Annotated in this window: 23 protein-coding genes; 16 read left to right on the top strand and 7 right to left on the bottom strand. The window is 53.3% G+C overall.

Annotated features, from left to right (window positions below; genetic code table 11):
* Positions 1-9: 9 nt before the first annotated feature.
* From J0A68_RS01520 to mfd, 3 genes are all read right to left on the bottom strand, one after another.
* Entirely contained in the window at positions 10-2,427 is a 2,418-nt protein-coding gene (locus J0A68_RS01520; RefSeq protein ID WP_206576417.1) for a prolyl oligopeptidase family serine peptidase, read from the bottom strand.
* A gap of 195 nt (positions 2,428-2,622) precedes the next feature.
* Complete coding sequence (gene gldJ, locus J0A68_RS01515) at positions 2,623-3,846, bottom strand: gliding motility lipoprotein GldJ (RefSeq protein WP_206576416.1); 1,224 nt, start codon at positions 3,844-3,846, stop codon at positions 2,623-2,625.
* Positions 3,847-4,022: 176 nt separating this feature from the next.
* Positions 4,023-7,373: a transcription-repair coupling factor gene (mfd, locus tag J0A68_RS01510; protein WP_206576415.1), complete on the bottom strand. Its 3,351-nt coding sequence runs from the start codon at positions 7,371-7,373 to the stop codon at positions 4,023-4,025.
* A gap of 120 nt (positions 7,374-7,493) precedes the next feature.
* On the opposite strand from mfd, the gene J0A68_RS01505 reads away from it, so the two are divergent.
* Complete coding sequence (locus tag J0A68_RS01505) at positions 7,494-8,108, top strand: cytochrome c oxidase subunit 3 (protein WP_206576414.1); 615 nt, start codon at positions 7,494-7,496, stop codon at positions 8,106-8,108.
* The gene (locus J0A68_RS01500; protein WP_206576413.1) at positions 8,108-8,557 is read left to right on the top strand and encodes an SRPBCC family protein; all 450 of its coding nucleotides are present in this window, start codon (positions 8,108-8,110) and stop codon (positions 8,555-8,557) included. The genes J0A68_RS01505 and J0A68_RS01500 overlap by 1 nt, the downstream gene beginning before the upstream one ends.
* On the opposite strand, the gene J0A68_RS01495 is transcribed toward J0A68_RS01500, so the two are convergent.
* Positions 8,535-9,014, bottom strand: coding sequence for a Fur family transcriptional regulator (locus tag J0A68_RS01495; RefSeq protein ID WP_206576412.1), 480 nt, complete (start codon positions 9,012-9,014; stop codon positions 8,535-8,537). The genes J0A68_RS01500 and J0A68_RS01495 overlap by 23 nt on opposite strands.
* A 206-nt stretch (positions 9,015-9,220) precedes the next feature.
* Here J0A68_RS01495 and J0A68_RS01490 point away from each other — a divergent pair, with 206 nt between their 5' ends.
* From J0A68_RS01490 to J0A68_RS01475, 4 genes are all read left to right on the top strand, one after another.
* A complete protein-coding gene (locus J0A68_RS01490) occupies positions 9,221-10,477 on the top strand; it encodes a pepsin/retropepsin-like aspartic protease family protein (RefSeq protein WP_206576411.1) in 1,257 nt (418 codons plus the stop codon).
* Between the two features lie 174 nt (positions 10,478-10,651).
* Positions 10,652-11,242 (top strand): LemA family protein, encoded by a 591-nt coding sequence (locus J0A68_RS01485; protein ID WP_206576410.1) that lies wholly within the window; start codon positions 10,652-10,654, stop codon positions 11,240-11,242.
* Between the two features lie 2 nt (positions 11,243-11,244).
* A complete protein-coding gene (locus J0A68_RS01480; RefSeq protein WP_206576409.1) occupies positions 11,245-11,679 on the top strand; it encodes a TPM domain-containing protein in 435 nt (144 codons plus the stop codon).
* Positions 11,660-12,475 carry a TPM domain-containing protein gene (locus tag J0A68_RS01475; protein ID WP_206576408.1) on the top strand — a complete coding sequence of 272 codons (816 nt, stop codon included), beginning with the start codon at positions 11,660-11,662 and terminating at the stop codon, positions 12,473-12,475. Before J0A68_RS01480 ends, J0A68_RS01475 begins: the two co-directional genes overlap by 20 nt.
* A gap of 153 nt (positions 12,476-12,628) precedes the next feature.
* Here the strand turns inward: J0A68_RS01475 and J0A68_RS01470 are convergent, their stop codons facing one another.
* On the bottom strand, positions 12,629-13,051 hold the full coding sequence (locus J0A68_RS01470; RefSeq protein WP_206576407.1) for a nucleoside-diphosphate kinase: 423 nt from the start codon (positions 13,049-13,051) through the stop codon (positions 12,629-12,631).
* 187 nt (positions 13,052-13,238) lie between these two features.
* Here J0A68_RS01470 and J0A68_RS01465 point away from each other — a divergent pair, with 187 nt between their 5' ends.
* The 6 genes from J0A68_RS01465 to deoC all read left to right on the top strand — a co-directional run bounded on the left by J0A68_RS01465 (position 13,239) and on the right by deoC (position 18,460).
* Positions 13,239-14,276, top strand: a complete 1,038-nt coding sequence (locus J0A68_RS01465) for a DHH family phosphoesterase (RefSeq protein ID WP_206576406.1) — start codon at positions 13,239-13,241, stop codon at positions 14,274-14,276.
* Between the two features lie 45 nt (positions 14,277-14,321).
* The gene (locus tag J0A68_RS01460) at positions 14,322-15,248 is read left to right on the top strand and encodes an FKBP-type peptidyl-prolyl cis-trans isomerase (protein ID WP_206576405.1); all 927 of its coding nucleotides are present in this window, start codon (positions 14,322-14,324) and stop codon (positions 15,246-15,248) included.
* 34 nt (positions 15,249-15,282) lie between these two features.
* Positions 15,283-15,840 (top strand): FKBP-type peptidyl-prolyl cis-trans isomerase, encoded by a 558-nt coding sequence (locus J0A68_RS01455; RefSeq protein ID WP_206576404.1) that lies wholly within the window; start codon positions 15,283-15,285, stop codon positions 15,838-15,840.
* A 3-nt stretch (positions 15,841-15,843) separates the two neighbouring features.
* The gene (locus tag J0A68_RS01450) at positions 15,844-16,392 is read left to right on the top strand and encodes an FKBP-type peptidyl-prolyl cis-trans isomerase (protein ID WP_206576403.1); all 549 of its coding nucleotides are present in this window, start codon (positions 15,844-15,846) and stop codon (positions 16,390-16,392) included.
* A 172-nt stretch (positions 16,393-16,564) separates the two neighbouring features.
* Positions 16,565-17,773, top strand: coding sequence for an NAD(P)-dependent oxidoreductase (locus J0A68_RS01445; protein WP_206576402.1), 1,209 nt, complete (start codon positions 16,565-16,567; stop codon positions 17,771-17,773).
* 9 nt (positions 17,774-17,782) lie between these two features.
* Positions 17,783-18,460 (top strand): deoxyribose-phosphate aldolase, encoded by a 678-nt coding sequence (deoC, locus tag J0A68_RS01440; RefSeq protein ID WP_206576401.1) that lies wholly within the window; start codon positions 17,783-17,785, stop codon positions 18,458-18,460.
* Here deoC and J0A68_RS01435 read toward each other — a convergent pair.
* A complete protein-coding gene (locus J0A68_RS01435; RefSeq protein WP_206576400.1) occupies positions 18,447-19,556 on the bottom strand; it encodes a Na/Pi symporter in 1,110 nt (369 codons plus the stop codon). The genes deoC and J0A68_RS01435 overlap by 14 nt on opposite strands.
* Before the next feature lie 245 nt (positions 19,557-19,801).
* Here J0A68_RS01435 and J0A68_RS01430 point away from each other — a divergent pair, with 245 nt between their 5' ends.
* The 4 genes from J0A68_RS01430 (at position 19,802) to J0A68_RS01415 (ending at position 24,759) form a co-directional block, all read left to right on the top strand.
* The gene (locus J0A68_RS01430; protein ID WP_206576399.1) at positions 19,802-20,938 is read left to right on the top strand and encodes a hypothetical protein; all 1,137 of its coding nucleotides are present in this window, start codon (positions 19,802-19,804) and stop codon (positions 20,936-20,938) included.
* Between the two features lie 12 nt (positions 20,939-20,950).
* Complete coding sequence (locus J0A68_RS01425) at positions 20,951-21,394, top strand: nucleoside deaminase (protein ID WP_206576398.1); 444 nt, start codon at positions 20,951-20,953, stop codon at positions 21,392-21,394.
* Positions 21,395-21,497: 103 nt separating this feature from the next.
* Positions 21,498-22,103 (top strand): superoxide dismutase, encoded by a 606-nt coding sequence (locus tag J0A68_RS01420; protein WP_206576397.1) that lies wholly within the window; start codon positions 21,498-21,500, stop codon positions 22,101-22,103.
* Positions 22,104-22,323: 220 nt separating this feature from the next.
* Positions 22,324-24,759: an outer membrane beta-barrel protein gene (locus tag J0A68_RS01415; protein ID WP_206576396.1), complete on the top strand. Its 2,436-nt coding sequence runs from the start codon at positions 22,324-22,326 to the stop codon at positions 24,757-24,759.
* Positions 24,760-24,909: 150 nt separating this feature from the next.
* Here the strand turns inward: J0A68_RS01415 and J0A68_RS01410 are convergent, their stop codons facing one another.
* Entirely contained in the window at positions 24,910-25,374 is a 465-nt protein-coding gene (locus J0A68_RS01410) for a MaoC family dehydratase (protein ID WP_206576395.1), read from the bottom strand.
* Positions 25,375-25,476: the final 102 nt, after the last annotated feature.

Genomic DNA, 25,476 nt, shown 5'->3' with positions numbered 1-25,476 from the left:
CCTTTGAGGCTATTTCCTATTCTTCACATATTTTTCCAGCCAAGTATCCATCTCCCAGAGGGTATGCAGGATGGACTCTTTGGCAGCGTAGCCGTGGCTTTCGCTAGGAAGAAAAACCAATCGCGTGGTCGCTCCGTGGCCTTTCAGCGCGTTGTAGTAGCGCTCGGACTGGATGGGGAAAGTGCCGGAGTTGTTGTCCGCCTCTCCATGGATCAAAAGGATCGGAGTTTTCACCTGGTCGGCAAAGGAAAACGGAGACATGTTGAAGTACACCTCTGGCGCCTCCCAATAGGTGCGCTGCTCGTATTGGAAGCCAAATGGAGTCAGGGTACGGTTGTAGGCCCCACTTCTCGCAATGCCTGCGGCAAAGAGATTGGTGTGGGAAAGCAGGTTGGCGGTCATAAATGCCCCATAGGAATGGCCTCCGACGCCGACACGGTTTCTATCGCCTATGCCCATCTCCACGATGTGGTCGATGGCAGCTTCCGCATTGGCAACCAATTGCTCGATAAAGAAGTCATTGGGTTCCTTGTCCCCTTCGCCCACGATGGGCATCTCGGTCTGGTCCATGATGGCATAGCCTCTCGTCACCCAGTAAATAGGCGATCCCCAGCTGATGCGGGTAAAGGTGTACTTGGATCCCCTCACCTGCGCAGCGTCTGCGGCGGACTTATACTCGCGGGGATAGGCCCACATCAGGACTGGCAGCCTTCCGTCTTTGGCTGGATCGTATCCTTCCGGAGTGTAGACGACAGCCGAAAGGTTGAGGCCGTCTTTCCGCTTGTAAGTGACTAGCTCCTTTTTGATGCCTTTGATGGATTCGTAAGGATGGGCAAAATTGGTCAGCTGAAGCGGTGCGATGCGCTTTTTGGTGTTGACTAGCCAGTAGTTGGGCTGGATGTCGGTACTTTCTTTGAGTGTGACAAACTCGCTCGCATCCGCGTTCAGGACTTTGGCTACGCGCTCGTAGTAGGGTGCCTGTGACCTCCAGAGTATTTTTTGCTCCTTGGTTTTTGTGTTGAAAGTCGAAAGGAAAGGCATGCTGCCTTCCGCGCTGCCACCCTCGGAGCGCATGAAGATCAGGTCTCCCTTGCGAAGGAGCACGTTTCTGCCAAATTGGTTTTCCGTCATCACAGGATCTCCGGGATCGTTGTAAAGGTCGTCCGAGGATCGCTCGATGATGACGCGGGGAGCCTGGGAAGAACTTGCAGGATTGATGACCGATCGCTTTTCCGTTCTGCTGGCAAACCAGCGCTCGTTGAGGATGGCAAAGGAATCATCCGACCAGTCTATTCCGCCAAAACGCAGGGAAGTCGAAGCCAGCTTGCTTTTTTCCCCTGAAAACGGAGCCGAAAGCGTATAGACAATGTCCCGCTCCGCTACTTCGGTGCGCGGATTTCCTCCATCCATGGCTTCCGCCCAATACAGTGTCGCAGGCTGGTCGGCTCGCCAGTTGATGTTTCTTGGGCCGGTGACCGTGGCGTCAAAGCCAGTAGGGCGTACCTCGTCCAGGGGGATTTCGGCCAGTGTTTTGACTTTTTCTCCAGAAGACTTCCAGATCTCGACATCGTAGGGGAAGCGGCTGCCTGGCACCAGATAGGAAAAGGGCTTTTTGATGGTTTCGATCAGCAGGTAGGCGCCGTCAGGGCTTAGGTCCATGGACTTGATCATGCCGGGCTGGCCCACTGCAGTCTTGCTGCCATCGAGGGAGAACTTCATCAGCTGGGAATCCATGAAATAGGCGAAGAGCGCCTCGTCGTAGGGATTGCTCAGCAGATCTTGGTAGGTGCGGCTGGGAGCGGCATTGCCCGAGGTCTCTTGTATCACGGGACCAGCGGGAGCTGCCGGAGCTTTGGGCATGGCGCCCCGAGCCGGATTGGCGGTCTTTACCAAGAGGCTGTTGTCCGGCATCCAAACTACCGAGTTGCCAAAAACCTGGTTTACGACGGCATCACTTAGTTTTTTGGCTTCGAAAGTGGTGAGATCGGCTATCCACAGACTGATGCCGTTGCTTTCGGTGTGGGTGAAGGCTAGGAACTTCTCATCTGGGGAAAATGCAAATCCATTCAGCTTTGGCTGTGCAGGAAGACCTTTGATCTGGAACTCTTCGCCCGATCTGGTTTTTTTCAGTTTCACGTTGTGAAAGCTGCCTGCCCGGCTTTGGCCGGAAATGGCCGGGTTGATGCGGATGCCGGCAATGCGCAGCTCGGGCTGGGAGAGATCCTCGATGGAGGGAGCTCCCGCCCGCTCCAACACGAGCATGAGGCCGCCGTCCTTGCTGAAAGAGACGCTTGGCGTGGGGTCGGCATTGAACAGGTCTGCGATGGACTGGGGGGGGCTTTGGTAGCCAGTCTGTGCGAGCGAGGCCTCTCCCGCAGACAGAAGCAGGCCGAGCAAGACGATTTTAAACTTGTTTTTCAGGTTCATATTCTTGGGATTGAAAGGGGAAATTTAGCCAGAGGGCAGCCAAATTCCCCGAAAATCTCAATGAACGGTCAAAGTGATAGACCAATCAAGCATTCCTCTGTCGGAGTACAGCCTTATTCACTTTCCTCCCAAAAAGTGAAACCAAAAAAAAGCCCGACAGAACTGTCGGGCTTATGATATCATGCGATTCGCTTATTACTTTCCTTTTTCTCCAATGGAGATCATCGCGCAGCGGAAACCGATGTTGTTGGTTGCCGAGTCCTGATGCATAAATCTTCTGGTACCTGGAGCGAGCCAGTAGGCTACGTCTTTCCAAGAGCCGCCTTTGTACACCCGGATCTCGTCGGTAAACATGGAGGTCTCATAGTTTTCCTCCTCGTCGTAGATGCCGTCTTTTCTCATCGGGTTCAGGTCATCCGCATCTTGGAAAGTCAGAGGACGGTAGATGTCATACACCCACTCGTTCATGTTTCCAGCCATGTGGTAGAGTCCAAAATCGTTGGGTGCCATGTCGTACACGTTGGTAGGAAGGATGTCGCCATCATTTCTCTGGTTTCCGGAGATACCGGCGTAGTCACCTCGGCCTCTTTTGAAGTTAGCCAAGAAATCGCCCTGCTTGCCTTTTCTCTTGACGTTGTAGGGGTTACGCACGCCGCGGCCATCCCATGGATAGATTCGGCCATATTCTTGGTTTTCATCCAGGTACTGGGTACCGATCATCGCTTTGGCTGCGTATTCCCACTCCGCTTCGTTTGGAAGTCGGAAATCAGCCATGGCCACGCCACGCTCGATCAGCTGGTTTTTGGTAAAGGAGGAATCGAGTCCGCGCTCTTCCCGCACGAGCTCCTGCACAAAATCAGTTCTCCATTTTGCATAGACACTTGCCTGAGTCCAAGAGACGCCAGCGACCGGATAGAAGTTGAAGCCTGGGAATCTGAAGTAGTAGGACTGATAGAGGTCGTTGAAGGACATGGCGCCAGACCATACGTTTTCGGAAGGCTCCAGCTTCAAAAGCGAGTCTGCGCTCACTTTTTTCTTCATGTCAAAAAGGAATTCTCGGTAATCGTTGTTGGTGATTTCCGTCTCATCCATGTAGAAGTTGGCGATGGATACGGTTCTTTCCAGGTTGTCCCGGAAGGCCATCACGTCTTCTTCCTGAGATCCGAGGACGGTACGCCCACCTTGGATAAATTTCAGGTTTGGTCCTGGAATCTGCTCAGCACGCTTGGAAACAAAGAAATTGGTAGAATCCTGCTCATCGAAGGAAAACTCAGCGCCGGTGGTGGCACTTCTTTTCCCGGGATTGTTCGCCGTGCGGCGGCCGTAGCCGGGAGTTTTGTTACAAGAGGACAAAACAGAGGCAGAGGCCAGCAAAATCGCCGTTGCCCACAATCCCCAAGATTTGTTGTTCAGACTCATATGGTAATGTTTTAGTCTATTTCAGAGTGCTAATATAGATGCATTGGAATGCACTTCCAATGAAATTCAATTTTCCGGGATTTCCAAAATGGCCCCAAATCACGCTATTGGGCCAAATTATGCAAAACCGGTTATCGAAAACGCAATTTTTATGCCAGTTAAATTTCAGAAAAACCTCAGGAATTCATCTCCAAAAGCACCTTTTGCGCCTTGCGGACGGTCGGCACTCCCTCGATTGTAAGTATCAAACGATTCTTGTGTTCTTTTATTTTACACTCCTTGGGATGTGTCTGGGCATACCTCATGATTTGCCCAAAAACCGCCGATGAATAGAAGTCTTCCCGATTGGCGGGCAAAAGATAGCACTTCATTTGCCTTCCTTTCAAGACAAGCTTCTCTATTCCAAGCTTTTCTGCCAACCAACGTAAACGAACGGTCTCCATCAAGTCGCCGACTGCCTTGGGCAGCGGGCCAAACCGGTCCTGAAGCATCTTGGAGAATTTCCCCAGTTCTTCCTCGTTTTTGATCGCGTCGAGCTTGGAGTAAAGGCCGAGGCGCTCGCTGATGTTGCTGACGTATTCCTCCGGAATCAGGAGTTCCAGATCCGTCTCTATCGTACAGTCCTGGACGAGCACTTTGACTTTTTCGGCCAGGTCGGTTTCGAAGAGCGCCGCAAACTCGTTTTCCTTCAGTTCCTGAACCGCCTCGTCGAGGATCTTGTGGTACATCTCAAAGCCCAAGTCGGTGATGAAGCCGCTTTGCTCGGCGCCCAGAAGATTGCCGGCTCCGCGGATATCGAGGTCTTTCATTGCCACCTTGAAGCCGTCGCCTAAGTCGGAAAACTCCTCCAAAGTCTGCAGGCGCTTTCTCGCCTCGGCAGTCAGGCCGGACATGGGACTGGTCAGCAGGTAGCAAAAGGCCTTTTTGTTGCTTCTGCCCACCCGGCCGCGCATCTGGTGCAGGTCACTCAGGCCAAACATGTGGGCTCGGTTGATCAGAATCGTGTTGGCGTTGGGGATGTCCAGGCCTGACTCGATGATGTTGGTGGAGACCAGGACGTCGTACTCATGGTTGATGAAATCCACCATGATTTTCTCCAGCTTTTTGCCGTCCATCTGTCCGTGGGCACCGATGACCCGGGCATCAGGTACCAGCTTCATGATCAGGTTGGCGATGCTGTCGATCTCGCCGACGCGGTTGTGGACAAAAAACGCCTGACCGCCACGTCGCAGTTCGTAGGAGATGGCATCGCGGATGACTTCCTCCTGGAAAGTCTGTACCTCAGTCGTCACTGGCTGCCGGTTGGGTGGAGGCGTGGCGATCACCGAGAGGTCGCGGGCACCCATAAGGGAAAAGTGCAGCGTCCTCGGAATCGGCGTGGCGGTCAGCGTCAGCACGTCCACGTTCACCCGCAGGTTTTTGAGCTGGTCTTTGACCTTGACTCCAAACTTCTGCTCCTCGTCTATGATCAGGAGCCCGAGGTCTTTGAAGGCGATGTCCTTGTTCACGATCTTGTGCGTGCCGACGAGGATGTCGATTTCTCCGGTCTTGACTTGGGCGACGATTTCCTTGATTTCCTTTGCAGTGCGAAAGCGGTTGATGTAGTCAACTTTTACCGGGAAGTTTTCCAGACGCTCGCTGAAAGTCTGGTAGTGCTGCATGGCCAGGATGGTCGTAGGCACGAGGACGGCGACTTGCTTGCGGTCGTTCACCGCCTTGAAGGCCGCCCGGATGGCCACTTCGGTTTTCCCAAAGCCCACATCCCCGCAGACGAGGCGGTCCATGGGATAGGACTTTTCCATATCAGACTTCACATCGGAGGTGGCGAGGGCCTGGTCTGGCGTGTCCTCGTAGATAAAGGACGATTCCAGCTCCACCTGCAGTACCGAGTCTCTGGTAAAGGAAAAACCTGGGGCATTTCGGCGCTTCGCATAGAGGTTGATCAGGTCCTTGGCGATGTCCTTGACCTGCTTTTTTACGCGGGATTTCTTGTTGTCCCAGTCTGGAGAGCCCAGCTTGGACATGGAGGGAAGCTGGCCTTCCTGCCCGGAATATTTGGAGATCTTGTGCAGGGAGTGGATGTTGACATACAGGAGGTCGTCGTCCCGGAAGACCAGCCGGATGGCTTCCTGCATTTTGCCGTTGATGTCGACTTTTTCCAAGCCAGCAAAGCGGCCCACGCCGTAGTCTACGTGCACGATGTAGTCTCCGGGGTGAAGCGCCTTGAGTTCCTTGATCGTCAGCGCTTTGGATTTGCTGGCTTTTGCCCGTGACTTGTATCTGTGGTAGCGCTCAAAAAGCTGGTGGTCGGTGTAGCAGACCAGTTTGGCCTGCTTGTCCACAAAGCCCTCCCGCAGTCCCAGGAGCATGCTCTGCACATGAAGGGTGGGATCCAGCTCTTGGAAAATGCCCAGCAGGCGGTCGATCTGCTTCTCGTTTTCGGCCGTGATCAGGTTAGTGAATCCCAGCTTTTCGTTGTCTGAGAGGTTGGTGACCAGCAGGTCGAAGTTTTTGTTGAAAGAAGGCTGGGGCTGGCTTTCCCAGGTGATCTTTTGGTCGGTCTTGAGGTAAAACTGCCTTCCAAACTCGATGGTGGAAAAGCCCGAGATGTGCTCCGAAAAGTCCTTGCCCTTGTCAAAGAGGTCCGACGGCTTGAGCAGTAGCTTTTCGGTCTGGCTTTGGGCCACGATCTGGGTGAAGGCCTGTTCGGCTTTGTGAAAAGACTCGTCCATCACGTCCACGGTTAGCTGGTAGTCCTTGATCCAAATAGTCGTCCCTTCGGGCAGAAAACCGAGAAAGGACTGCCTTTGCTCCTGGAGCAGCTTGGTCTGTACGTTTGGGATCAGGGAGATCAGCTCGACGTTGGCGATGGAGAGCTGGCTCTCAGGGTCAAAAGTCCGGATGCTCTCGATCTCCTTGCCAAAAAGCTCCAGACGATAGGGGTGCTCGTTGCTGAAGGAAAACACGTCCAAAATACCTCCGCGGATGGCAAACTGTCCCGGCTCATAGACGAAGTCCGTCCTTTCGAAATCGTAGCTGGTGAGCACTTCGGTGACAAACTCCATGTCCACCGACTCTCCGACGCGCGCCGTGAAGGTGTTGTCCACGAGGGAGCGCTTGTTGATGACCTTTTCGTACAGGGCCTCGGGATAGGTGATCACGATGCGTGATTCGCCCTTGGATTCCAGGATGCGGTTGAGGATTTCGGCTCGGGTGAGGACGTTGGCGTTGTCCACCTCGTCGTATTGGTAGGGGCGCTTGAAGCTTCCGGGAAAGATGAGGTAGTCTTCAGTGCCGAGGAGGTTTTGAAGGTCGGAGTTGAGGTAGGCGGCCTCTTCCTTGTCCTGGGCGACGATCAGGTGAAAGCCGCCTTTTTTTTCGAAGTAGGAAGCAAAAAGCACCATATCCAAGCTCCCGGAGAGGCCCCGGAGCTGGAGCCGGAATTTTTCCTTGGAGGCCAGCTGCAGCGCCAGCGTCTGAAAAATCGGGTCGGACTGGTAGATGGTAAGGAAGGACGGTCGATCCAAAACAGAGTGGTTAGGAGAAACAGGAAAGGCCAAATTTAGGTTTTTTTGGCCTTTACGAAGCTCAAATTCGAGTAATTGGTATTTTTCTGAACCCTTGCCCTGCCAAAATGTTTTGGAACTATGCACCCTACGAAGGAACACAAAACCTGGCTTCAGCGACTTGAGAGCCTGCATCCCTACGAGACCCTGCTCTATCTCGGGATGATCGGGAGTGGGCTGATCTTTGTTTTCATGGTCGTCGCGTTTCTCTATTCCGGCATGGATCAGCTGGCCGGGGCGGGTCACCGCGTGCCCGTGGCCTTTTTGGTGTCCACGCTGATGCTCATCCTGTCCGGCTACACCGCCACGCAGATGCGCCTCCATTTCCAAGAGGAGGACATTCCGAGGCTGGAGGCCTCCCTTCGCAACACCTTCATGTTGGGGGTGGTGTTCACGGTACTTCAGTTTGCCGGATGGCAGGAGCTGGCTGCGATGGGGATCAGCTTCACCGGACTGCCCAGCGGGAGCTTCCTGTACGTGCTCTCCGGCATCCATCTTTTCCACCTGTTGGGTGCATTGGTCTTTGCGCTGATCCTGCTGCTGCAGCTGCGCAGGACCCAGGGGGATGGCGTGCGGAAGCTCGTCCTCGTGACCAATCCCTACGAAAAAATGCGGATCAGGCTTTTTACCGTCTATTGGCACTTTATGGACCTGATCTGGCTGGTGTTGTTTCTTCTATTTGTACTCAGCTTCTGATGAAAATAGCCATCGAAACCCGTGTAGAACAGGGCTACCTGGACGTGAAGGCAGGCTTTGACGAGTCGCTGTTCCTGCGGCTGAATCCTCCCTTTCCCCCCGTGAAGCTCCTGCGCTTTGATGGCTGCGAAAAGGGTGACGTGGTGAGCTTGGAGCTGGATTTTTTGGCTTTCAGGCAAAAATGGACGAGCGTGATCACCGATTCGCTGACGACCGAGCTGGAGTTTTCCTTTGTAGATGAAGGGGAGGAGCTGCCTTTTTTCCTGAAAAAATGGAAACACCGGCATCGCGTGATCTCTCTGGGCATAGGCTCCAAGATCCGGGACGAGATCGAGTTCCACTCGCCTTTTGTCCTCCTGGACTACCTGTTGTTGCCGGTGCTTTGGCTGCAGTTTGCCTATCGAAAGCCTGTTTACCAGAAGGTGTTCAGAAGAGCTGCTGGCCGATGAGGCTTTCGCAGTTTTCGATCTGGCAGTCTCCGTAGAGCACGAGGGAATGGCTGGTGATGGCCGATTGGAAGGTTTTCCCCATGGCTTCCTTGATCTCGTTGATCTTGGGGTCGGAAAACTCCCGGATCTTGCGGCACTGGTTGCAGACGTGGTGGTCGTGGTGCTTGTAGGTCAGTGCCTGCTCGTAGAGGGCGACTTTGTCCTTGAATTGGTGCTTGACGGCCAACCCGCTCTCTACCAGGAGGTCGAGGGTATTGTAGATCGTAGCGCGGCTGATGGTGTAGCCCTTGTTTCGCATCTTTAGAAACAGGCCCTCGACATCAATGTGCTCGTCTTCGGGTAGGAGATACAGCTCGTCGATGACGGAAAACCGCTCGGGCGTTTTTCTGCTTCCTTGTTTGACGAGGAAATTTTCAAAAATCTTTTTCGCTTTCTCTATCAGGGCCGTATCTGCCATGCGCTTCACATGATTAGAAAATAAAGATGAAGCATTCCGTTTTTTTTGGCAAACCAGCAAAGGCGGGAGGGGGTAATTTGGGTTTAATCTAAATTATAACTCAAGGTTTTGGCGGTGCAATTCAGCCTTTTGAAGTAGATTTTGAGTTAAAGAAAGGAGAAGCTATGATAATTCTGTTTAACTTTTAAAAGAACGACCCAGCTCAGATGACTTATAAAAAGGCGCTACTCCTTTTATTATATACCCTGTTCTCCGCTGCCACCTGTTGGGCACAAGTTCCGGGCTTTTTCATGAAAGAGGAAGCCCGAAAAGTGAGGCTGCCCTTCTACTCTTCCAACAGCCTGATCATCCTTCCCGTCTCTATCAACGGCTCCGAGGCCATCAATTTTTTGGTGGACACCGGCGTGCGCTCCAATATCCTGTTTAGCAAAACCCTGGGCGATGCGCTGGGTCTGGAATATACCCGTAGGCTGAGTATCGCGGGAGCGGATGGATCTACGGTGATCATGGCCCAGGTCTCGCCGGTGAACACGCTGGACATGGGTCCCGTGCAGGGGGAGCTGCAAAGCCTGCTGGTGCTGGAGGAGGATTTTTTCGAACTGGAATCCGTCATCGGCGTCCCCGTCTATGGGATCATCGGCTATGAGTTTTTCAAGTTTAATCCCGTCAAGATCAACTATGACGAGGGCTTTCTGGATTTTTACAGGGAGGGAGGGCTGAAGTGGAAACCTCCTTTTTACCGCAAATTTGAGCTGAACATCGAGGATAGCAAAGCCTATATTTCCGCCAAGGTCAACCAGAAAAACGGGCCGAAGCTCGACGCTAAGCTGCTGATCGACACCGGGGCAAACCATGGCCTGCTGCTCAACCAAGAGACGACCGAGGACATCAAGATGCCGATGGTCTTTATCGAATCCCAGCTCGGGCAGTCGCTGGGCGGGATTTTGTACGGGTTCATTGGCCGCGTGAATTCGCTTAATCTCAACGGGATCGTCTTGAAAGAGGTGCTTACTTCCTATCCGGACAAAAACACCTTCAGCGACCTGATCGTCGCCACAGGTCGCCATGGGAGCTTGGGTTCCGAGGTCTTGGGGAGGACGCGCTTGATCCTCGACTATCCGCGGAAGCGGGCCATGATCCGCAAGGGAGAGAATTTTTATGCCCCTTTTGAATTTGACATGAGCGGGTTGATTGTCAAGAAAGTACCGATAGACGAGACCAGGTACTACGTGAGCGAGGTGAGGGAAGACTCGCCTGCTTACCGCACGGGCATCTTGCCCTTTGACGAGATCCTTTCCATCAACCGCGTCCCCACCTTCATGTGGGAGCTCTCGGAGATCTTCAAGCTGCTGCGCTCGGAAGAGGGGCGGGAGATCGAGTTTGAGATGCGGCGATACATAGGCGATGACCTCAGCCAATACTCCGACTACAAGGTGAGCATCTATCTGAAAAAGCAGATTTGACGCGCCACAAAGTGGACGTCCGGCACCTCTCCCAAATGCCGAAAAAGGCGCCGCAGACAATCAATCCGGATATTTCCCCCTCCAAGCGATTATTTGGATAACTTTGGGCTGCCATCTAAACACCAACGGTGGAATTTCGTGTAAAAAGTCGTTTTTAAACACAACCAACACACTATGAAAAAATTTCTCATCCCCATTGCCATTGTAGCTGTATTAGGCATTTACCTCTATACCAAAGCCGTGGGCAGCTACAACCAGTTTGTCCAGACGGAGGAGCAAGTCAATGGACAATGGGCCGAAGTGGAAACTCAGTACCAGCGCCGCGCGGACCTGATTCCAAACCTGGTCAACACGGTCAAAGGCTATGCGGAATTTGAGCAGGAGACCCTCACCGGCGTGGTGGAGGCCAGAGCCAAAGCCACTTCCATGACGATAGATCCTACCAATCTGACTCCCGAGAGCCTGCAGCAGTTTCAGCAGGCCCAAGACCAGCTCTCCGGTGCCCTGAGCCGACTGCTTGTGACCGTGGAGAAATATCCCGATCTGAAGGCCAACCAAAACTTCCTGGAACTCCAGGCCCAGCTGGAAGGCACGGAAAACCGCATCGCCGTGGCCCGAAGAAACTTCAACGAGTCGGTGGTATCCTACAATTCCAACATCCGGACCTTCCCAAACAATATCTTTGCGGGCTGGTATGGATTTGAGACCAAAGGCACCTTCCAGGCTTCCGAGGGAGCCGAAAACGCCCCAACCGTACAGTTTTAACCATGGCTGATAAATTATTTTCCCCGGAGGAAAAGGCCCAGATCACCGCTGCGATCCAGTCGGCTGAGACCCGTACCTCCGGGGAGATCCAGGTTCATATCGAAAACCACTGCCGAGGCGACGTCCTCGACCGCGCGGCGGAGGTTTTCGAAACCCTCAAGATGTACCAGACCAAAGACCGTAATGGCGTCTTGGTCTACCTGGCCGTCTTGGACCACAAGTTTGCCATCCTTGGCGACAAGGGCATCAATGCCGTGGTTCCCAAGGGTTTTTGGGAAAGCACCAAGGAGCTGATGCTCTCCCATTTCCGCCAGGGAAAATTTACCCAGGGCCTCATCGAAGGCATTCACCTCGCCGGCGAGCAGCTGTCGGCGCATTTCCCCTACGATCAAGATGGGGATGTAAACGAACTCTCGGATGACATATCTTTTGGCTAAAAAGCCCCTGCTCCTGCTTTGGTTTGTCCTGCTGATCGGACAGCTCCAGGCCCAGGATTTTCCGCCTGTGCCCAATCCCCCCCGCTTGGTGACCGACTTTACCGGCACCCTGTCGACCGAGGAGATGGCCAAGCTGGAGCAGAAGCTCGTCGCCTACAATGACAGTACCTCGACCCAGATCGCCATCGTGATGATGCGGTCTACGGGCGACTATGAGATCGCGGACTACAGCCAGCGGCTGGCCCAGGCCTGGGGCATAGGCGGGGAAAAAAACGACAACGGCATCCTGATCCTCGCAGCGATGGAGGACAGAAACGTCTTTATCGCCACTGGCTACGGAATGGAAGGAGCGGTGCCTGACGCACTGGCCAAGCGCATCGTCACGAACCTGATCATTCCCAGCTTCAAAATGGAGGCCTACTACCAAGGTCTGGATCAGGCCACGGACATGATCATCAAGCTGGCCTCTGGTGAGTACAAGGCCGAAGATGTGGAATCCGACGGCAACCATGGCGGCGCGATCTTCATCATTCTGCTCTTCATTATCATTTTTGTGATCATCCCGTTGATCAAAAACCGCAATGACAACGACAACCACATGGGGGGTCGGGGCGGAGGCATAGACCTCTGGACGACCATCATGCTAGCCAACATGCTCAAGGGCGGCGGCGGCAAGTTTGGCGACTTCTCCTCGGGTCGTGGTTCTTTTGGCGGGGGCGGCTTCGGTGGAGGCGGTGGATTTGGAGGCTTCGGCGGCGGCGGTTTCGGCGGTGGCGGGGCCGGCGGGAGCTGGTAGCCCACCTGCTTCCCTTTGACAAAAGGCAAAAAATCAGAAACTTACCCAAATAAAAAATGCGCCTCGAAGGGCGCATTTTTTATTTCTGAGATTCTTTGATCCGAGGACTCCGCCACAGCGGACAGGTGTCCTCCGTCGACTGTTGACCAAAAATCAGATCACTCGCTCAAACTGGGAGAAGTAGAAGTTGCCCTCGATGGCGGCGTTTTCGTCGGAGTCAGATCCGTGAACGGCGTTGGCTTCGATGGACTTGGCGAAGATCTTACGGATGGTTCCTTCGGCCGCATTGGCTGGGTTGGTAGCTCCGATCAGGGTACGGAAGTCCTCCACTGCGTTGTCCTTTTCGAGGATGGCGGCGATGATGGGGCCAGAGGACATGTACTTGCAGAGATCGCCGTAGAAAGGTCTTTCCTTGTGCACTTCATAGAACTTGCCAGCCATCTCTGGGCTGAGCTGGGTAGCTTTCATGGCCACGATCTTGAAGCCTGCTTCTTCGATCATCTTGAGGATAGCGCCTGAGTTTCCCGCTTCGAAAGCGTCCGGCTTGATCATGGTGAATGTTCTGTTACTTGCCATGGGATGTTGTTTTGTCTTGGTTTAATTCGGCCGCAAAAATAGGGTTTTTCCCTTCAAATAATCGCTAAGGACGACTAATTCTAGCCTACGGCGCTTAGGATCAGGGGGCTGTCTACTTTGGGATTTCTCAAAAAATTCGTGACCTTTGCACGCTACAAGGGCCAAAAGTGCCGCTGAATTGATATTAATGGAAGCTTTAGCCTCGTTTAAAAAAGAACTGTCCACACCCAAGAAAATATTCATCACCACCCACGTGAAGCCCGATGCGGACGCCTTGGGCTCCTCCCTGGGCTTGGCCAACTACCTCCTCAAGAAGGGGCACGAAGTGTCGGTGGTGACTCCCTCGGACTATCCCTCCTTCCTGGCCTGGATGAAAGGCAACGACTCGGTGCTCGATTTTAGCAAGCCGGATGACCGCAAGGTGGCCACCCAGAGACTTGAGGAAGCCGACCTGATCTTTTGCCTGGATTTTTCTGTCCTCGGTAGGGTCAATGAGCTCGGCGAGCTGATCCGCAAGTCGGAGGCCTTTGTGGTGAACATCGACCACCACCAGGATCCGGAGGATTTTGCCGACTTCAGGTACTGGAGCACCCAGGCCGCGGCGACCTGCGAGCTGGTGTATGAGCTGATCGTCAACGAGCTGGGTGACAAGGACGCCATAGACAAGGACATCGCCGAATGCCTCTATGCCGGCATCATGACCGACACGGGGGGATTTCGCCATCCCAACACCACCAAAAACGTCCATCTCGTGGTGGCCGAGCTGATCGACAAGGGAGCGGACGCCTCCCAGATCTCCAACTGGATCTACGACTCCAACTCGGTCAACCGGCTGAAATTTATCGGCTTTGCCATCACCCGCAGGCTGGTCGTGCGCGAGGACCTGCACATGGCCTATTTCGTCATCAGCAAAAAAGATCTTAAAAAATATCAAAGCCAAACCGGCGACACCGAAGGTTTGGTCAATTATGCTTTATCTTTGGACGGGATCAAGCTCGCCGCGTTGTTTTCCGAGCGGGAAGACGGCATCAAGATCTCTTTTCGCTCCAGCAGCGATGTGGCGGTCAACAAGTTTGCCGCGGCCCACTTCAACGGGGGCGGACATAAAAACGCTGCCGGCGGAAAATCCACCCTTAGCCTGAAGGAAACCGTTGACCAGTTTGAATCCCTCGTCGAAAAATACCAGGATGAACTCTTTCACTCCGTGTCCCTGACCGCAGACTAGGGATTCTCTCAAAAAGCTTACTCCAAAAAATTCACTTAATACTTTATGAAAAACAAAAAAAGCCTTTTGGCCATCCTCGTTCTGATGTTTGGGGCGAGCACCATGTCTTCTTGCCAGAAAACCAAGACTACGGAAAAGGACGGCATCGAGTACACCTATATCAAGGAGGGTTCCGAAAAGGCGCCTAACGGGCAGTTTGTGCTCTACAACCTGGAGATTGCCACGGCTTCCGACTCGGTGATCTACACCACGGTAGACCAGCCTTTCCCAGGATACCTGATGGCCAACGATTCCATCACGCCACAAAACGGCATGGATGAGATCTTCCTTTCCCTCAGAAAGGGCGACTCCATCAACTTCCAGTCCACTGCCAAGATCATCTTCAACGGCAACCACCCTCCTTTCCTGAAGGAAGAGGACATCGTCAAGGTAAAGCTGGGAGCATTTGACGTGAAAAGCGACTCCGCAATGCAGGCTTTCTATCAGGAAGTGATGATGGCCGAGCAGGCCAAAAGCGCCGAGCGAGCCAAAAACCTCCTGGTGGAAGAAGCAAAAACTATCGAAGCCTATGTAGCGGAGAAGGGACTGACTGCGTCCAAGACTGAAAACGGTCTCTACTACGTCATCGAAAAAGAGGGAACCGGCGAGGCAACCACTCCTGGCACCACCATGCACGTGAACTATGCAGGCTACCTGCTGGACGGTACCATGTTTGACACATCTTTGCCAGAGCTGGCCAAGGCCAACAACATCTTCAACGAAGGCAGACCTTATGAGCCACTTCCGGTCAATGTCGGAATGGGCCAGGTGATCCCAGGATGGGACGAAGGGCTGATGCTGCTGAAGAAGGGCTCCAAGGCGAAGTTTATCATTCCTTCTCCTTTGGCTTATGGCGAGAGCGGAGCTGGCGCGCTGATCCCGGGCAACTCCATCCTTGTCTTTGACGTGGAAGTGACCGACGTACAGAAATAGTCGTCGCATCACATCTTAAAACAAACCAATACACATGAATTACCGATTTTCCGCTTTCGCTTCCCTGCTTCTGGCAGTAGTCTCCCTGGTCTCCTGTATCGACCCGGATCAGAGCCAAGAGATCATTTTCCAAAATGACCTCAAGGCCATAGAGGAATATCTGGAGGACAACACATTGCCTACCGCAAAGGAATTCTCTGTGCCTTCTGACGGGATTTACATGTTTTGGGAAACTTCGGTCGCCCCGACGGTCAACGACCAGATCCTTCGATTGGACACTGTCAAGGTCAACTATACAGGCAGGCTGCTGACCAACAAAGTCTTTGACAGCTCCATCGAGCAGGTGGCCAAGGACAATGGCGTCTACAATTCCCAAAGAAACTATGCCCCAATGCGGACTGCGCTGGGAGTTGGTCTGATCTCCGGCTTCGAATACGCCACTTCGCTGATGCGGGTGGGGGAAAAGGCGACGGTGATCTTCCCTTCCCATCTGGGCTATGGCTCTTCCGGCCAAAACAACATCCCACCAAACAGTCCGTTGATTTTCGAAATTGAGCTGTTGGAAGTGACCAACGGGCCAAACCACCAATAAGGAATGCGAAACCTAATCCTCTTATTTTTCATTGCCCTGATCGGCATCTCTGCCTGCGAGCCAAGCAATCCCTACAACATCGGTCCCGCCTATGACGAGGCCGGAAACCTGGCCGCAGACAGCGTGAAGATCGTGGCCTACTTGGACACCGCCGAGATCGACAGCCTCTATCGGATCCACGATCCCAGCGGGGTGGTGGTGATCGTGCAGGAAGAGGGAGCAGGCACCAGGCCCACGACCAACACGATAGTCTACACCGACTACGTCGGCTCGCTGATCACCGACGGAAGCGTCTTTGATACCTCTATCGAAAGTGTGGCCCGAGAAAACGACCTGTATGTGGAAGGCAGATCTTACCGTCCTTATAGCTTTGCCCTGAATCTCGGCAACGTGATCACGGGATGGCATATCGGATTTGCGAGGTTGAGGCCGGGATCCAAGGCGGTTTTGATCATCCCTTCGCCCTGGGCCTACCGAGATCAGGTGAACAATGCGAGGATACCCGCCAACTCCGTCCTTCGGTTTGACGTGGACTTTCTCGGGATAGATTGATACTAAAAAGGGGCTTAGGCCCCTTTTTTAATGCCCAATCGGCGAGAGTGGCTGCCGCCCCTACAAAAATCTTTTTATCTTGGATGGAGTAAGACACCTTGGACAAGAACGCAAGAGCTAGCCAAGGCTCTGTCTCCACAATTAAGCTAACCCCCCGCCCAAAGATACTTTTATGAAAATCGGAATCATCCGCGAAGGCAAAATCCCGTCAGACCGAAGAGTTCCCTTTTCACCGGAACAGCTGCAGGCGCTGCAGCAGAGCCATAGCGGAAAATTGAGTTTTTTGGTTGAGTCCAGCGAGCTTCGCTGTTTTTCGGACGAGGAATACCGGGCTGCGGGCATTGCAGTGACGGAGGATATTTCCGAGGCGGACTGGCTGTTTGGCATCAAGGAAGTCCCCGTTTCGGACTTGATTGCCGACAAGACCTACTTCTTTTTCTCCCACACCATCAAGCAGCAGGCGAGAAACCGAAAGCTCCTGCGGACGATCTTGGAAAAGAACATCCGGCTGATCGATTACGAGGTGCTCCGGGACGACGCCGGGCAGCGGGTGGTCGCCTTTGGGCGCTGGGCCGGGATAGTGGGCGCCTATAATGCGCTGTGGACCTACGGCCAAAAGACCGGACTGTATGATATCAAGCGGGCTTGGGAGTGCAGCGATTTGCAGGGACTCAGGACGGAGCTGGAGCAAGTACAGCTGCCGCCCATCAAGATCGTGGTGACGGGTACCGGCCGAGTGGGAAAGGGCGTGAAGGAAATCCTGGATGCCCTTGGTCTGATGGAAGTAGATGCACACGACTTTTTGCACCTGTACTTTGAGGAGCCCGTGTACACCGTGCTGGAGTCCTCGCACTTCAACCGCCGCAAATCGGATGGAGGCTTTGACCGGGAGGAGTTTTATACCCATCCCGAGAAGTACGAGAGCCATTTCCTGAAATTTGCCGAGGCAGGCGAAGTCCTGATCGCGGGGGCTTTTTGGAATCCAGGAGCCCCGCGTCTCTTCAGCCTCGAGGACATCCAATCCCCGGATTTCGGGCTGTCCGTGATCGCGGATATCACCTGTGACATCGGAGGTGCGATCCCCACTACCCTGAGGTCTTCGACGATCTCCGATCCGGTCTATGACGTGGACAGGAAGGATGGAGCCGAGCTTCCCGCGTTTGGAAGCCAGACCAGCATCTCGGTCATGGCGATAGACAATCTGCCCTGCGAGCTGGCCAGGGAGTCTTCGGTGGAGTTTGGGAAGCAGCTGCAGCACTGGGTGATCCCTGCCCTTTTGGAAGAAAATGCGCCCATCCTGGAGCGAGCCACGATCGCCCGTGACGGAGACCTGACGCTGGAGTATATGTATTTGATGGACTTTGTCAATTCCACAGACTAACAAGCTACTATGGTGAAGCTAAACCGCTATCTGGAATCTACGCTGCTCAAGCCGACGATGACGGCCAAGGATCTGGACCTCCTGCTCGCAGATGCGATAGACGAGCAGTTTGTCGGGGTTTGTGTGCCTTCTTTTTGGCTGAAAAAAGCGCGACGTGAGCTCCAGGACCAGGATATCCAGCTGGTGACGGTGATCGGTTTTCCCTTTGGCTTTGAGGACACGGCGACCAAAGTGGCCGAGGCACAGGAGGCGATCCGCCAAGGGGCGGACGAACTGGACTTGGTCTGGTCCCAGACGGCCTACCACTCGGGCATGAACTGGCCCAAGATCGAGATCGCCCAGCTGGCAAAGCTGTGCCATGCGGAAGAGCGGGTGCTCAAGGTGATCATCGAAACGGCCTATCTCTCGGCGGAGCAGATCCGTGAGGCTTGTCTGATCTGCCAAGATGCTGGGGCGGACTACGTGAAGACATCTACCGGCTACGCGCCCAGCGGAGCGAAGGTCGAAGACATCCAGCTGATGCGGGAGACCCTGCCATCCACAGTGGGGATCAAGGCCAGCGGGGGGATCAAAAGTCTGGATTTTGCCCTAGAGCTCATCGCCGCGGGAGCCGACCGCATAGGCACCAGCTCTGCCAAGGTGATCATGGAAGCCTACCGGCTGAGGACAAAGCCTAATCTCGGCTAAAGTAGATCAGCAGGAATGGGATAATGAAAAAAGTCAGCAGGATGTAGGCGAAGCCAAAGACACGATGCTTGACGGAGGTTCTGCCCATGTACTCCGCGAGCTTCACCGGAATGCGGCGGATCTCGGGGAAGGGCAGAAAGATCAACGCCCCCAGGGAATTGAACAAGACGTGGACGACTGCCAGGGCGATGGCCGCTTCGGTCTTGTACATGGCGGCGATCACCGCCGTGATGGTTGTGCCGATGTTTGCGCCGATGATGAAGGGGAAAGATTTGGCAAGGCTTACCCGCCGGTTTGCCACCAGGGGTACGACCAGACAAGTGGTGACGGTGCTGGACTGGATGGCCGCAGTGAAAAAGACCCCATACAGAAAGGAAATGCCTGTATTTTTGAAAATGGCCTTGCTGATATCCTGAAACGCATCCAGTACGAAGGTCTTGTACACCGAGGTGGTGAGGATCTTGATCGAGAAAAACACGAGGAAAACCGCCAGGATGGTGGACAGAAAAGGAATGTCGATGTGGCCTACGATCCACTCGGTGGCCTCTCGGGTGAAGATCCTGTTGTACTCAAAAGCACCAGCCGAGTCGTCCCCCGAGGCAAAGAGCTTGGCTATTTTCTCCGAGCCCTTCGACAGCAGGTTAAACTGCAGCTCCAGCGGAAAGAGGATGATCACGTTCATGATGTTGAAGAGGTCATGGGTGATGCCCGAGGAGAGCGCCCTCCGGAATTCCTTTTTCTTGGTGATGAAGGTGAACGAGACGAGCGTGGAGGTGAGGGTAGTCCCGATATTGGCACCCAGCACCATGGGCACGGCCTGCTGCAGGGTCATGTTGCCCGAGGCGACGATGGCGACGATACTGGCGGTGACCATGGAGCTGCTTTGGATCAGCGCGGTCACCAGCAGTCCCACAAAAAGGCTGATGAAAGGATTGCGGGTGGCTTGGATCATTTCCCGGGCCACCTCACTGTTGAGCCGGCCCATGGCTACGGTCAGCAGATCGATGGCAAAAATGAACAGCAAGATCGACAGGACTACGATGAAGTAGCTTTTGATTTTGGTTGCAGCTGATTTTTCGGTTGCTATTTCTTCCATTCGAGATACTTGCGAAGGCCTTCCCAGGAGGATTTTGTGCCGGGTGTGGTGTTTTTGGCAGGCAAAATGACCCGGTGTGAAACTCAGAATTTTTATTAGAAGTTTAGCAAAAAGTTAAAGTTTTTTTGGGCAAAGCATTCCATTTAAAACTTCCTAAAATCTGTTTTCCTCTTAGTTAACAATTTGTTAACATTGGTTGCTAATAACTTATCTATTTTTGCAGCCGATCTCCCATAAGCCTTATCATGGCCAAGAAAAAAGCAATTGACCAAAACATCAACCAGGAAAAGCTTTCCAAAAAAACCTACTCCATTTTTGATTTTACCAAGAGTGAGAGGCCTTTCCTGATCACCGTCTGTATCCTGATTTCCATTGCCGGGCTGATTACTCCCTATACCTATGCGGCGATGTGGTTTGGCTTTGCGCTGGCTGCCTACTCTGCCATCGCCAATGACAGTATCCAGACCATCGGTACCTTTATCGCCTCCAACAACAAGCGCCCTTGGTACCTCCTTTGGCTTTTTATGGGCTTGATTTGGCTGGGCACGGTCGGCTATAGCTGGTTTCACTATTCGGGTGACGTCACCTACCAGCGCCTGAGCGTACCGGGCTTGGAAAAAGCCCCGGACAGCTTTGTGTTTCTCCAGCTGGCAGCGCCTATCGTCCTGCTGGTCATGACCCGTCTCCGCATGCCGGTGTCCACGACCTTCCTCCTGCTCAACGTGTTTACTTACAAGGCAGGAACCATCGTGGACGTAATGTTCAAGAGCTTTGTAGGCTACATTTTGGCTTTTGTTTTGGCGATCATCGTTTGGTTTTTGCTGGAGCGATTTGTCAAAAACTACCTCAAGGGACAGGCTAAGTCCTATTGGATCTACCTGCAGTGGATTACCTCCGGAGTCCTCTGGTCTGTATGGATCATGCAGGATGCCGCCAACATCGCCGTTTTCCTTCCCCGACAGCTCAATCCCGTCGAATTCTCGATCTACGCTGGCTTCGTGTTTATAGGACTGGGCTTCCTCTTCTACATGAAAGGGGATAAAATCCAGGAGATCGTCAACGAAAAATCAAACGTCACGGACGTCCGGGCGGCGACCATCGTGGACTTGGTGTATGCCGTGATCCTCTTCTATTTCAAGATGTACAACAACGTGCCAATGAGTACCACCTGGGTATTCATCGGTTTGCTGGCAGGACGTGAACTGGCGATAGCGCTGGGCAAGCACGGCAAGGCCAAGAAGAGAAACGCCTGGCTGGTCAGAGCGTTCCGACTGGCTAGAAAAGACGTCTTGAAGGCACTGGCGGGTTTGCTGGTCTCCCTGATCCTGGCGATCATCATCAACAAAGGCGTCCGCGACGAGATCATCGCCTTCTTCCAATAGCGCGACATAATTTTGGAACTGTACACCCACGAGTATTTCATGAACGAGGCCCTGAAGCAGGCCAAGTTGGCCTTCGAGGAAGGGGAGATACCCGTGGGTGCGGTCATTGTGTCCAAAAATCGAGTCATCGCCAGAGCCTATAACCAGACCGAGCGGCTGGGCGATGTCACTGCCCATGCGGAGATGCTGGCCATCACCGCGGCTGCCAACCATCTGGGAGCCAAATATCTGAGTGATTGTCGTATCTACATCACGCTAGAACCTTGTCCCATGTGTGCGGGAGCTTTGTTTTGGTCTCAGATCGGAGAAGTGCATTTTGGCGCGTCAGATCCCAAGCGGGGCTTTCGCCAAAGCAACCCAGCCATGCTTCATCCCAAAACGAAGGTGTTTTCCGGGCTGCTGGAGGAGGAAGCGGGAAAACTGATGCTTGATTTTTTCAAAAAACTGCGGGATTAAGGCATTTTTCGATCTTGGAGAACCTTTTCTTGATAAGACTGGTTGACAAATCGTAGTTTACGGACTCATTTGAAACTAATGTTTAACTCAAAATTTCTTTAAAATGGCTTTTACACTTCCCGCTCTGCCTTATGCTTTTGATGCGCTGGAGCCGCATATCGATGCCCGCACCATGGAGATCCATCATGGCAAGCACCACAACGCCTACGTCACCAACCTCAACAATGCAATTGCAGGCACAGACCTGGAGGGCAAATCCCTCGAGGAGCTGATGAAGGTGGCCGGTTCCAACGCTGCGGTGAGAAACAATGGCGGTGGTCACTGGAACCACAGCTTTTTCTGGACTATCCTTTCTCCAAACGGAGGCGGTGCTCCTTCCGGTGACTTGGCTGCTGCGATCGATGCCAAATTTGGCTCCTTTGATGCACTGAAAGAAGCCTTCAACAAGGCGGGCGCTACCCGTTTTGGTTCCGGCTGGGCTTGGCTATGCGTCGATGCGAAAAAAGAACTCTGCGTATGTTCGTCCCCGAATCAGGACAACCCCCTGATGGACGTGGCTGAATGTCCAGGAACTCCCATCCTGGGTCTGGACGTATGGGAGCATGCTTACTACCTGAACTACCAAAACAGAAGACCTGACTACATCTCCGCTTTCTGGAATTTGGTCAACTGGGACGAGGTCAGCAAGCTGTACGCTGCGGCCAAGTAAGAGCGGGCCAACTCATGATATCCATCCCCGGAAGCAATCCTTCCGGGGATATTTTTTTGTCCTAAACCGAATAAAATACTGTACGGTATTGAGACAGTCCTTTGGGGAGGCAGGCGTAGATGTGCTCTTTTTGGCGAATTTGGGCCGATTCTGGCCCTTGGCATTTCATTTTCTTAGCGTATGGCATCACAATCGAAAACAAGCCAACTCTATTTACCCAATGAAAACTGCCAACTTTCCCTTTCTAGCTTTACTTGTCTACTTTTTGGGGATAAGTAATCTAGCCGCCAACCCCAAGGAGGTATCCAAACTCAGCGGCAAAATCTTTGACCAGTCGGGAGAAGCCGTTCCCTATGCCAACGTCGCCCTGATCCGTCTCGATGGTGGGCTAGTGGACGGGGCTGTTTCTGACGAAAACGGAAACTTCCTGATCGAATCCACCAAAACCGCCAAGGTGAAACTGGTGGTGTCTTCTATCGGCTACCAGACCTATTCCTCGGAGGCGTTTGAGCTTGCTCCTGGAATGATCAAAGACTTTGGAGACCTCGCTATCGTGGACGAAGCGACCGGTCTGGACGAGGTGACGGTGAAGGCTGCAAGGCCGGAGATCACCATCGAGCCGGACAAGACCACGGTCAACGTCGAGGGTACCGTGATGGCGGAGGGCTCAAACGCACTCGATGTCATCGGACGCTCTCCCGGCATCTACGTCGATCAGGACGGAATCATCAACCTAAACGGCCGCACTGGAGTCACCGTCATGATCAATGACAAGCTGACCTATATGAGCGCGACGGACTTGGCCAATTTTCTCCGCGCTATGCCTGCCGAAAACATCAAAAGCATCGAGGTGATCAACAACCCCTCCGCGCGGTTTGACGCAGAGGGCTCGGCCGGGGTGATCAACATCGTGTTGAAAAAGAATACCGTCGACGGCATGTTTGGCAATGTGCAGCTCGGCTCTCTGTACAATGGCCAATGGATTCCCAATGCGGGTGTGGCGCTCAACGTGAAAAAAGGCAAATGGAGCACCAACGCCAACCTGAACTACAACTATTGGGGAAATTTCAACGACCTGGAGATCAACAGAAATTTTGAGGTGGAAAATGGCGTGTCCAATTTTGCCCAGGATTCGCGCATCACGACGAAAAACAAGAACCTGTTTTTCAACGGGGCTGCCAACTATGAGGTGGACGAGACCCAATCCCTATCGATCAACGTCCAGGCTTCCAGCTTTGACGACAACAACAACAACGTCTCCCTGACCGAAATCACCAATCCCGGTGTAGAGGACAAGAGCTACTTGGATGCGGACAACCTTGCCTCTGGAGATGGCGCGAGGCTTTTTGGCAACTTCCACTACGAAAAAAAGCTGGATACCCTGGGCACCAAGCTCAGCACCGACGTTGACTACACCCACATGAACTCCAACAGCGAGTCCATGCTGACCAACCATACCTGGACGGGCGACAACGAAGCCAGCGCCGCCATGGCAAGGAGGCTGACGCTGAATGAGATGTATTATAATATCTTCACTGCCAAGGTGGACTTTGTGAAGCCGGTGGGAAAAGGGAACACCATCGAGACGGGCCTGAAAGGAAGCTGGGTCAAATCCGACAACAACCTCGACATGAGTGACTCGCAGGAGGATGGGCCTTTTGTGCCTAACAACGCCAGCAACCGCTTCATCTACCACGAAAATGTGTTGGCGGGCTATGCTTCTTACAAGGGCAAGTTTTCTGAGAAATTGTCCTATCAGCTGGGCCTGAGAGGAGAATACTCCGATATCCAGGGCAATTCGGTGACGCTAAACCACGTCAACAACCAGAATTACTTTAACCTCTTCCCGAGTGCCTTTCTCCAGCAGAAAGTCTCCGACAACTACCAAATCGTCTACAACGTAAACCGTCGGATCACTCGTCCAAACTACCGACTGCTCAACCCCTTTGTCTACTACATCGATCCGCTGACCGCGGAGACCGGCAACCCAAACCTCAAACCGCAGTACTCCAACAACTTTGAGATGAATCATGTGGTAAAAGGTGCTTACCAGTTTACACTCGGCTATAGCGAGACGGAAGATGCCTTTATGCAGGTCTTTGTGCAGGATGACGAGAAGCGCACGACCGTCACCTACACGGACAATTTTGACAAGACACGCAATGCCAACTTCCGCTCCATCATCCCAGTGGACATCCGTAAGTGGTGGACCAGCTCCAACATGGTACAGGTGAACTACAACCGCTTCAAATCACAGATCGGAGATGACTACTTGGACAATGCCCAGACCTCGTTCATGGTGCGCAGCCAGCACAACCTCACCTTGCCCAAAGGCTTCAAGGTGGAGGTCATGGGAATTTACCTCGGCCCCCAGATCTGGGGGCAGGGTGAGATCGAAGGTTTCGGCTGGGTGGACGCCGGGGTGACCAAGTCCCTGCTGAAGGACAAGTTGACGCTGTCTGTGAACGGGACGGACATTTTCCGCACGCAGGTGATCCGCGCGAAAATCGACTTTGCCGACATCGACACCAACTTCCGCCAGTACCGAAGCAATCAGGGCATCCGCTTCACGCTGAAGTACAACTTTGCCAAAGGCGAAAGCTTCCGTGTGAAGTCGAACAGCGGCAGCTCCGAGGAACGAAATAGATTGGACTAACAGGAAAGCCTCTCCGGACTTCCGGAGGGGGTTTTTCCGATACGTTCAGCCCATCAGTCCAGCTGGGGCAAATGCAAAAAGACCTGTCGGGTTTCTAATCCGACAGGTCTTTTTTGTGCTTCTTTTTGGAACAAAGCCGCCGAATCCGGCCTACAGGAAATGGTACAAAAACACCAAGACTCCGGTGAAGGCCGGTTTTTTCTGGTCTTTGATCTCCAGCTTGACCTCCACTTCGGCCTTGACGGTGCCGCGGAGGTTGGCGACGTTTTTCAGCTTGGCCACCAGGCGTACTTCGCTGTCTACGGTCACGGCCTGTGCAAAACGCAGGCTTTCGATCCCATAGTTGATCATCATTTTCAGGTTTTGCACGCGTACGATTTGATCCCAAAGGTGGGGTACGATGCTCAGTGTCAGATAACCATGGGCGATGGTATTGCCAAAGGCTCCCTCGGACTTGGCCCGTTCGGGATCGGTGTGGATCCATTGGTGGTCGTAGGTCGCGTCCGCAAAGAGGTTGATCTGGGACTGGTTGATTTTGAAATAGTCAGAGGTGCCGAGCTCTTGGCCATTGTATTTTTCAAAGTCCTCAAAGCTCTGGATTACCGTTGGGTTCATGATAAAAAGGGAAATGGAAAAAGCCAAAATAGCAGAGATTATCTTGGAAATCCAAAAGACCATCGGCCTTGGCAGCTTGCGGAAACAGGTATGAGTCGATGC

It is taken from the genome of Algoriphagus oliviformis, assembly GCF_017254915.1.
Classification (GTDB): Bacteria; Bacteroidota; Bacteroidia; order Cytophagales; family Cyclobacteriaceae; genus Algoriphagus; species Algoriphagus oliviformis.
The sequence above is the reverse complement of the archived record's forward strand: the minus strand, read 5'-3'. Positions and strand labels throughout refer to the sequence as shown.

Bases quoted from the DNA above. Each gene is read 5' to 3' on its own strand.
- J0A68_RS01475 (WP_206576408.1), top strand. From the start codon at position 11,660: ATGACATATCTTTTGGCTAAAAAGCCCCTGCTCCTGCTTTGGTTTGTC.
- J0A68_RS01470 (WP_206576407.1), bottom strand. From the start codon at position 13,051: ATGGCAAGTAACAGAACATTCACCATGATCAAGCCGGACGCTTTCGAA.
- J0A68_RS01435 (WP_206576400.1), bottom strand. From the start codon at position 19,556: ATGGAAGAAATAGCAACCGAAAAATCAGCTGCAACCAAAATCAAAAGC.
- J0A68_RS01505 (WP_206576414.1), top strand. From the start codon at position 7,494: ATGCACCCTACGAAGGAACACAAAACCTGGCTTCAGCGACTTGAGAGC.
- J0A68_RS01490 (WP_206576411.1), top strand. From the start codon at position 9,221: ATGACTTATAAAAAGGCGCTACTCCTTTTATTATATACCCTGTTCTCC.
- J0A68_RS01455 (WP_206576404.1), top strand. From the start codon at position 15,283: ATGAATTACCGATTTTCCGCTTTCGCTTCCCTGCTTCTGGCAGTAGTC.
- J0A68_RS01410 (WP_206576395.1), bottom strand. From the start codon at position 25,374: ATGAACCCAACGGTAATCCAGAGCTTTGAGGACTTTGAAAAATACAAT.
- J0A68_RS01520 (WP_206576417.1), bottom strand. From the start codon at position 2,427: ATGAACCTGAAAAACAAGTTTAAAATCGTCTTGCTCGGCCTGCTTCTG.
- J0A68_RS01450 (WP_206576403.1), top strand. From the start codon at position 15,844: ATGCGAAACCTAATCCTCTTATTTTTCATTGCCCTGATCGGCATCTCT.
- J0A68_RS01430 (WP_206576399.1), top strand. From the start codon at position 19,802: ATGGCCAAGAAAAAAGCAATTGACCAAAACATCAACCAGGAAAAGCTT.
- J0A68_RS01495 (WP_206576412.1), bottom strand. From the start codon at position 9,014: ATGGCAGATACGGCCCTGATAGAGAAAGCGAAAAAGATTTTTGAAAAT.
- gldJ (WP_206576416.1), bottom strand. From the start codon at position 3,846: ATGAGTCTGAACAACAAATCTTGGGGATTGTGGGCAACGGCGATTTTG.
- J0A68_RS01445 (WP_206576402.1), top strand. From the start codon at position 16,565: ATGAAAATCGGAATCATCCGCGAAGGCAAAATCCCGTCAGACCGAAGA.
- J0A68_RS01415 (WP_206576396.1), top strand. From the start codon at position 22,324: ATGAAAACTGCCAACTTTCCCTTTCTAGCTTTACTTGTCTACTTTTTG.
- J0A68_RS01420 (WP_206576397.1), top strand. From the start codon at position 21,498: ATGGCTTTTACACTTCCCGCTCTGCCTTATGCTTTTGATGCGCTGGAG.
- deoC (WP_206576401.1), top strand. From the start codon at position 17,783: ATGGTGAAGCTAAACCGCTATCTGGAATCTACGCTGCTCAAGCCGACG.
- J0A68_RS01480 (WP_206576409.1), top strand. From the start codon at position 11,245: ATGGCTGATAAATTATTTTCCCCGGAGGAAAAGGCCCAGATCACCGCT.
- J0A68_RS01460 (WP_206576405.1), top strand. From the start codon at position 14,322: ATGAAAAACAAAAAAAGCCTTTTGGCCATCCTCGTTCTGATGTTTGGG.
- J0A68_RS01485 (WP_206576410.1), top strand. From the start codon at position 10,652: ATGAAAAAATTTCTCATCCCCATTGCCATTGTAGCTGTATTAGGCATT.
- J0A68_RS01500 (WP_206576413.1), top strand. From the start codon at position 8,108: ATGAAAATAGCCATCGAAACCCGTGTAGAACAGGGCTACCTGGACGTG.
- J0A68_RS01465 (WP_206576406.1), top strand. From the start codon at position 13,239: ATGGAAGCTTTAGCCTCGTTTAAAAAAGAACTGTCCACACCCAAGAAA.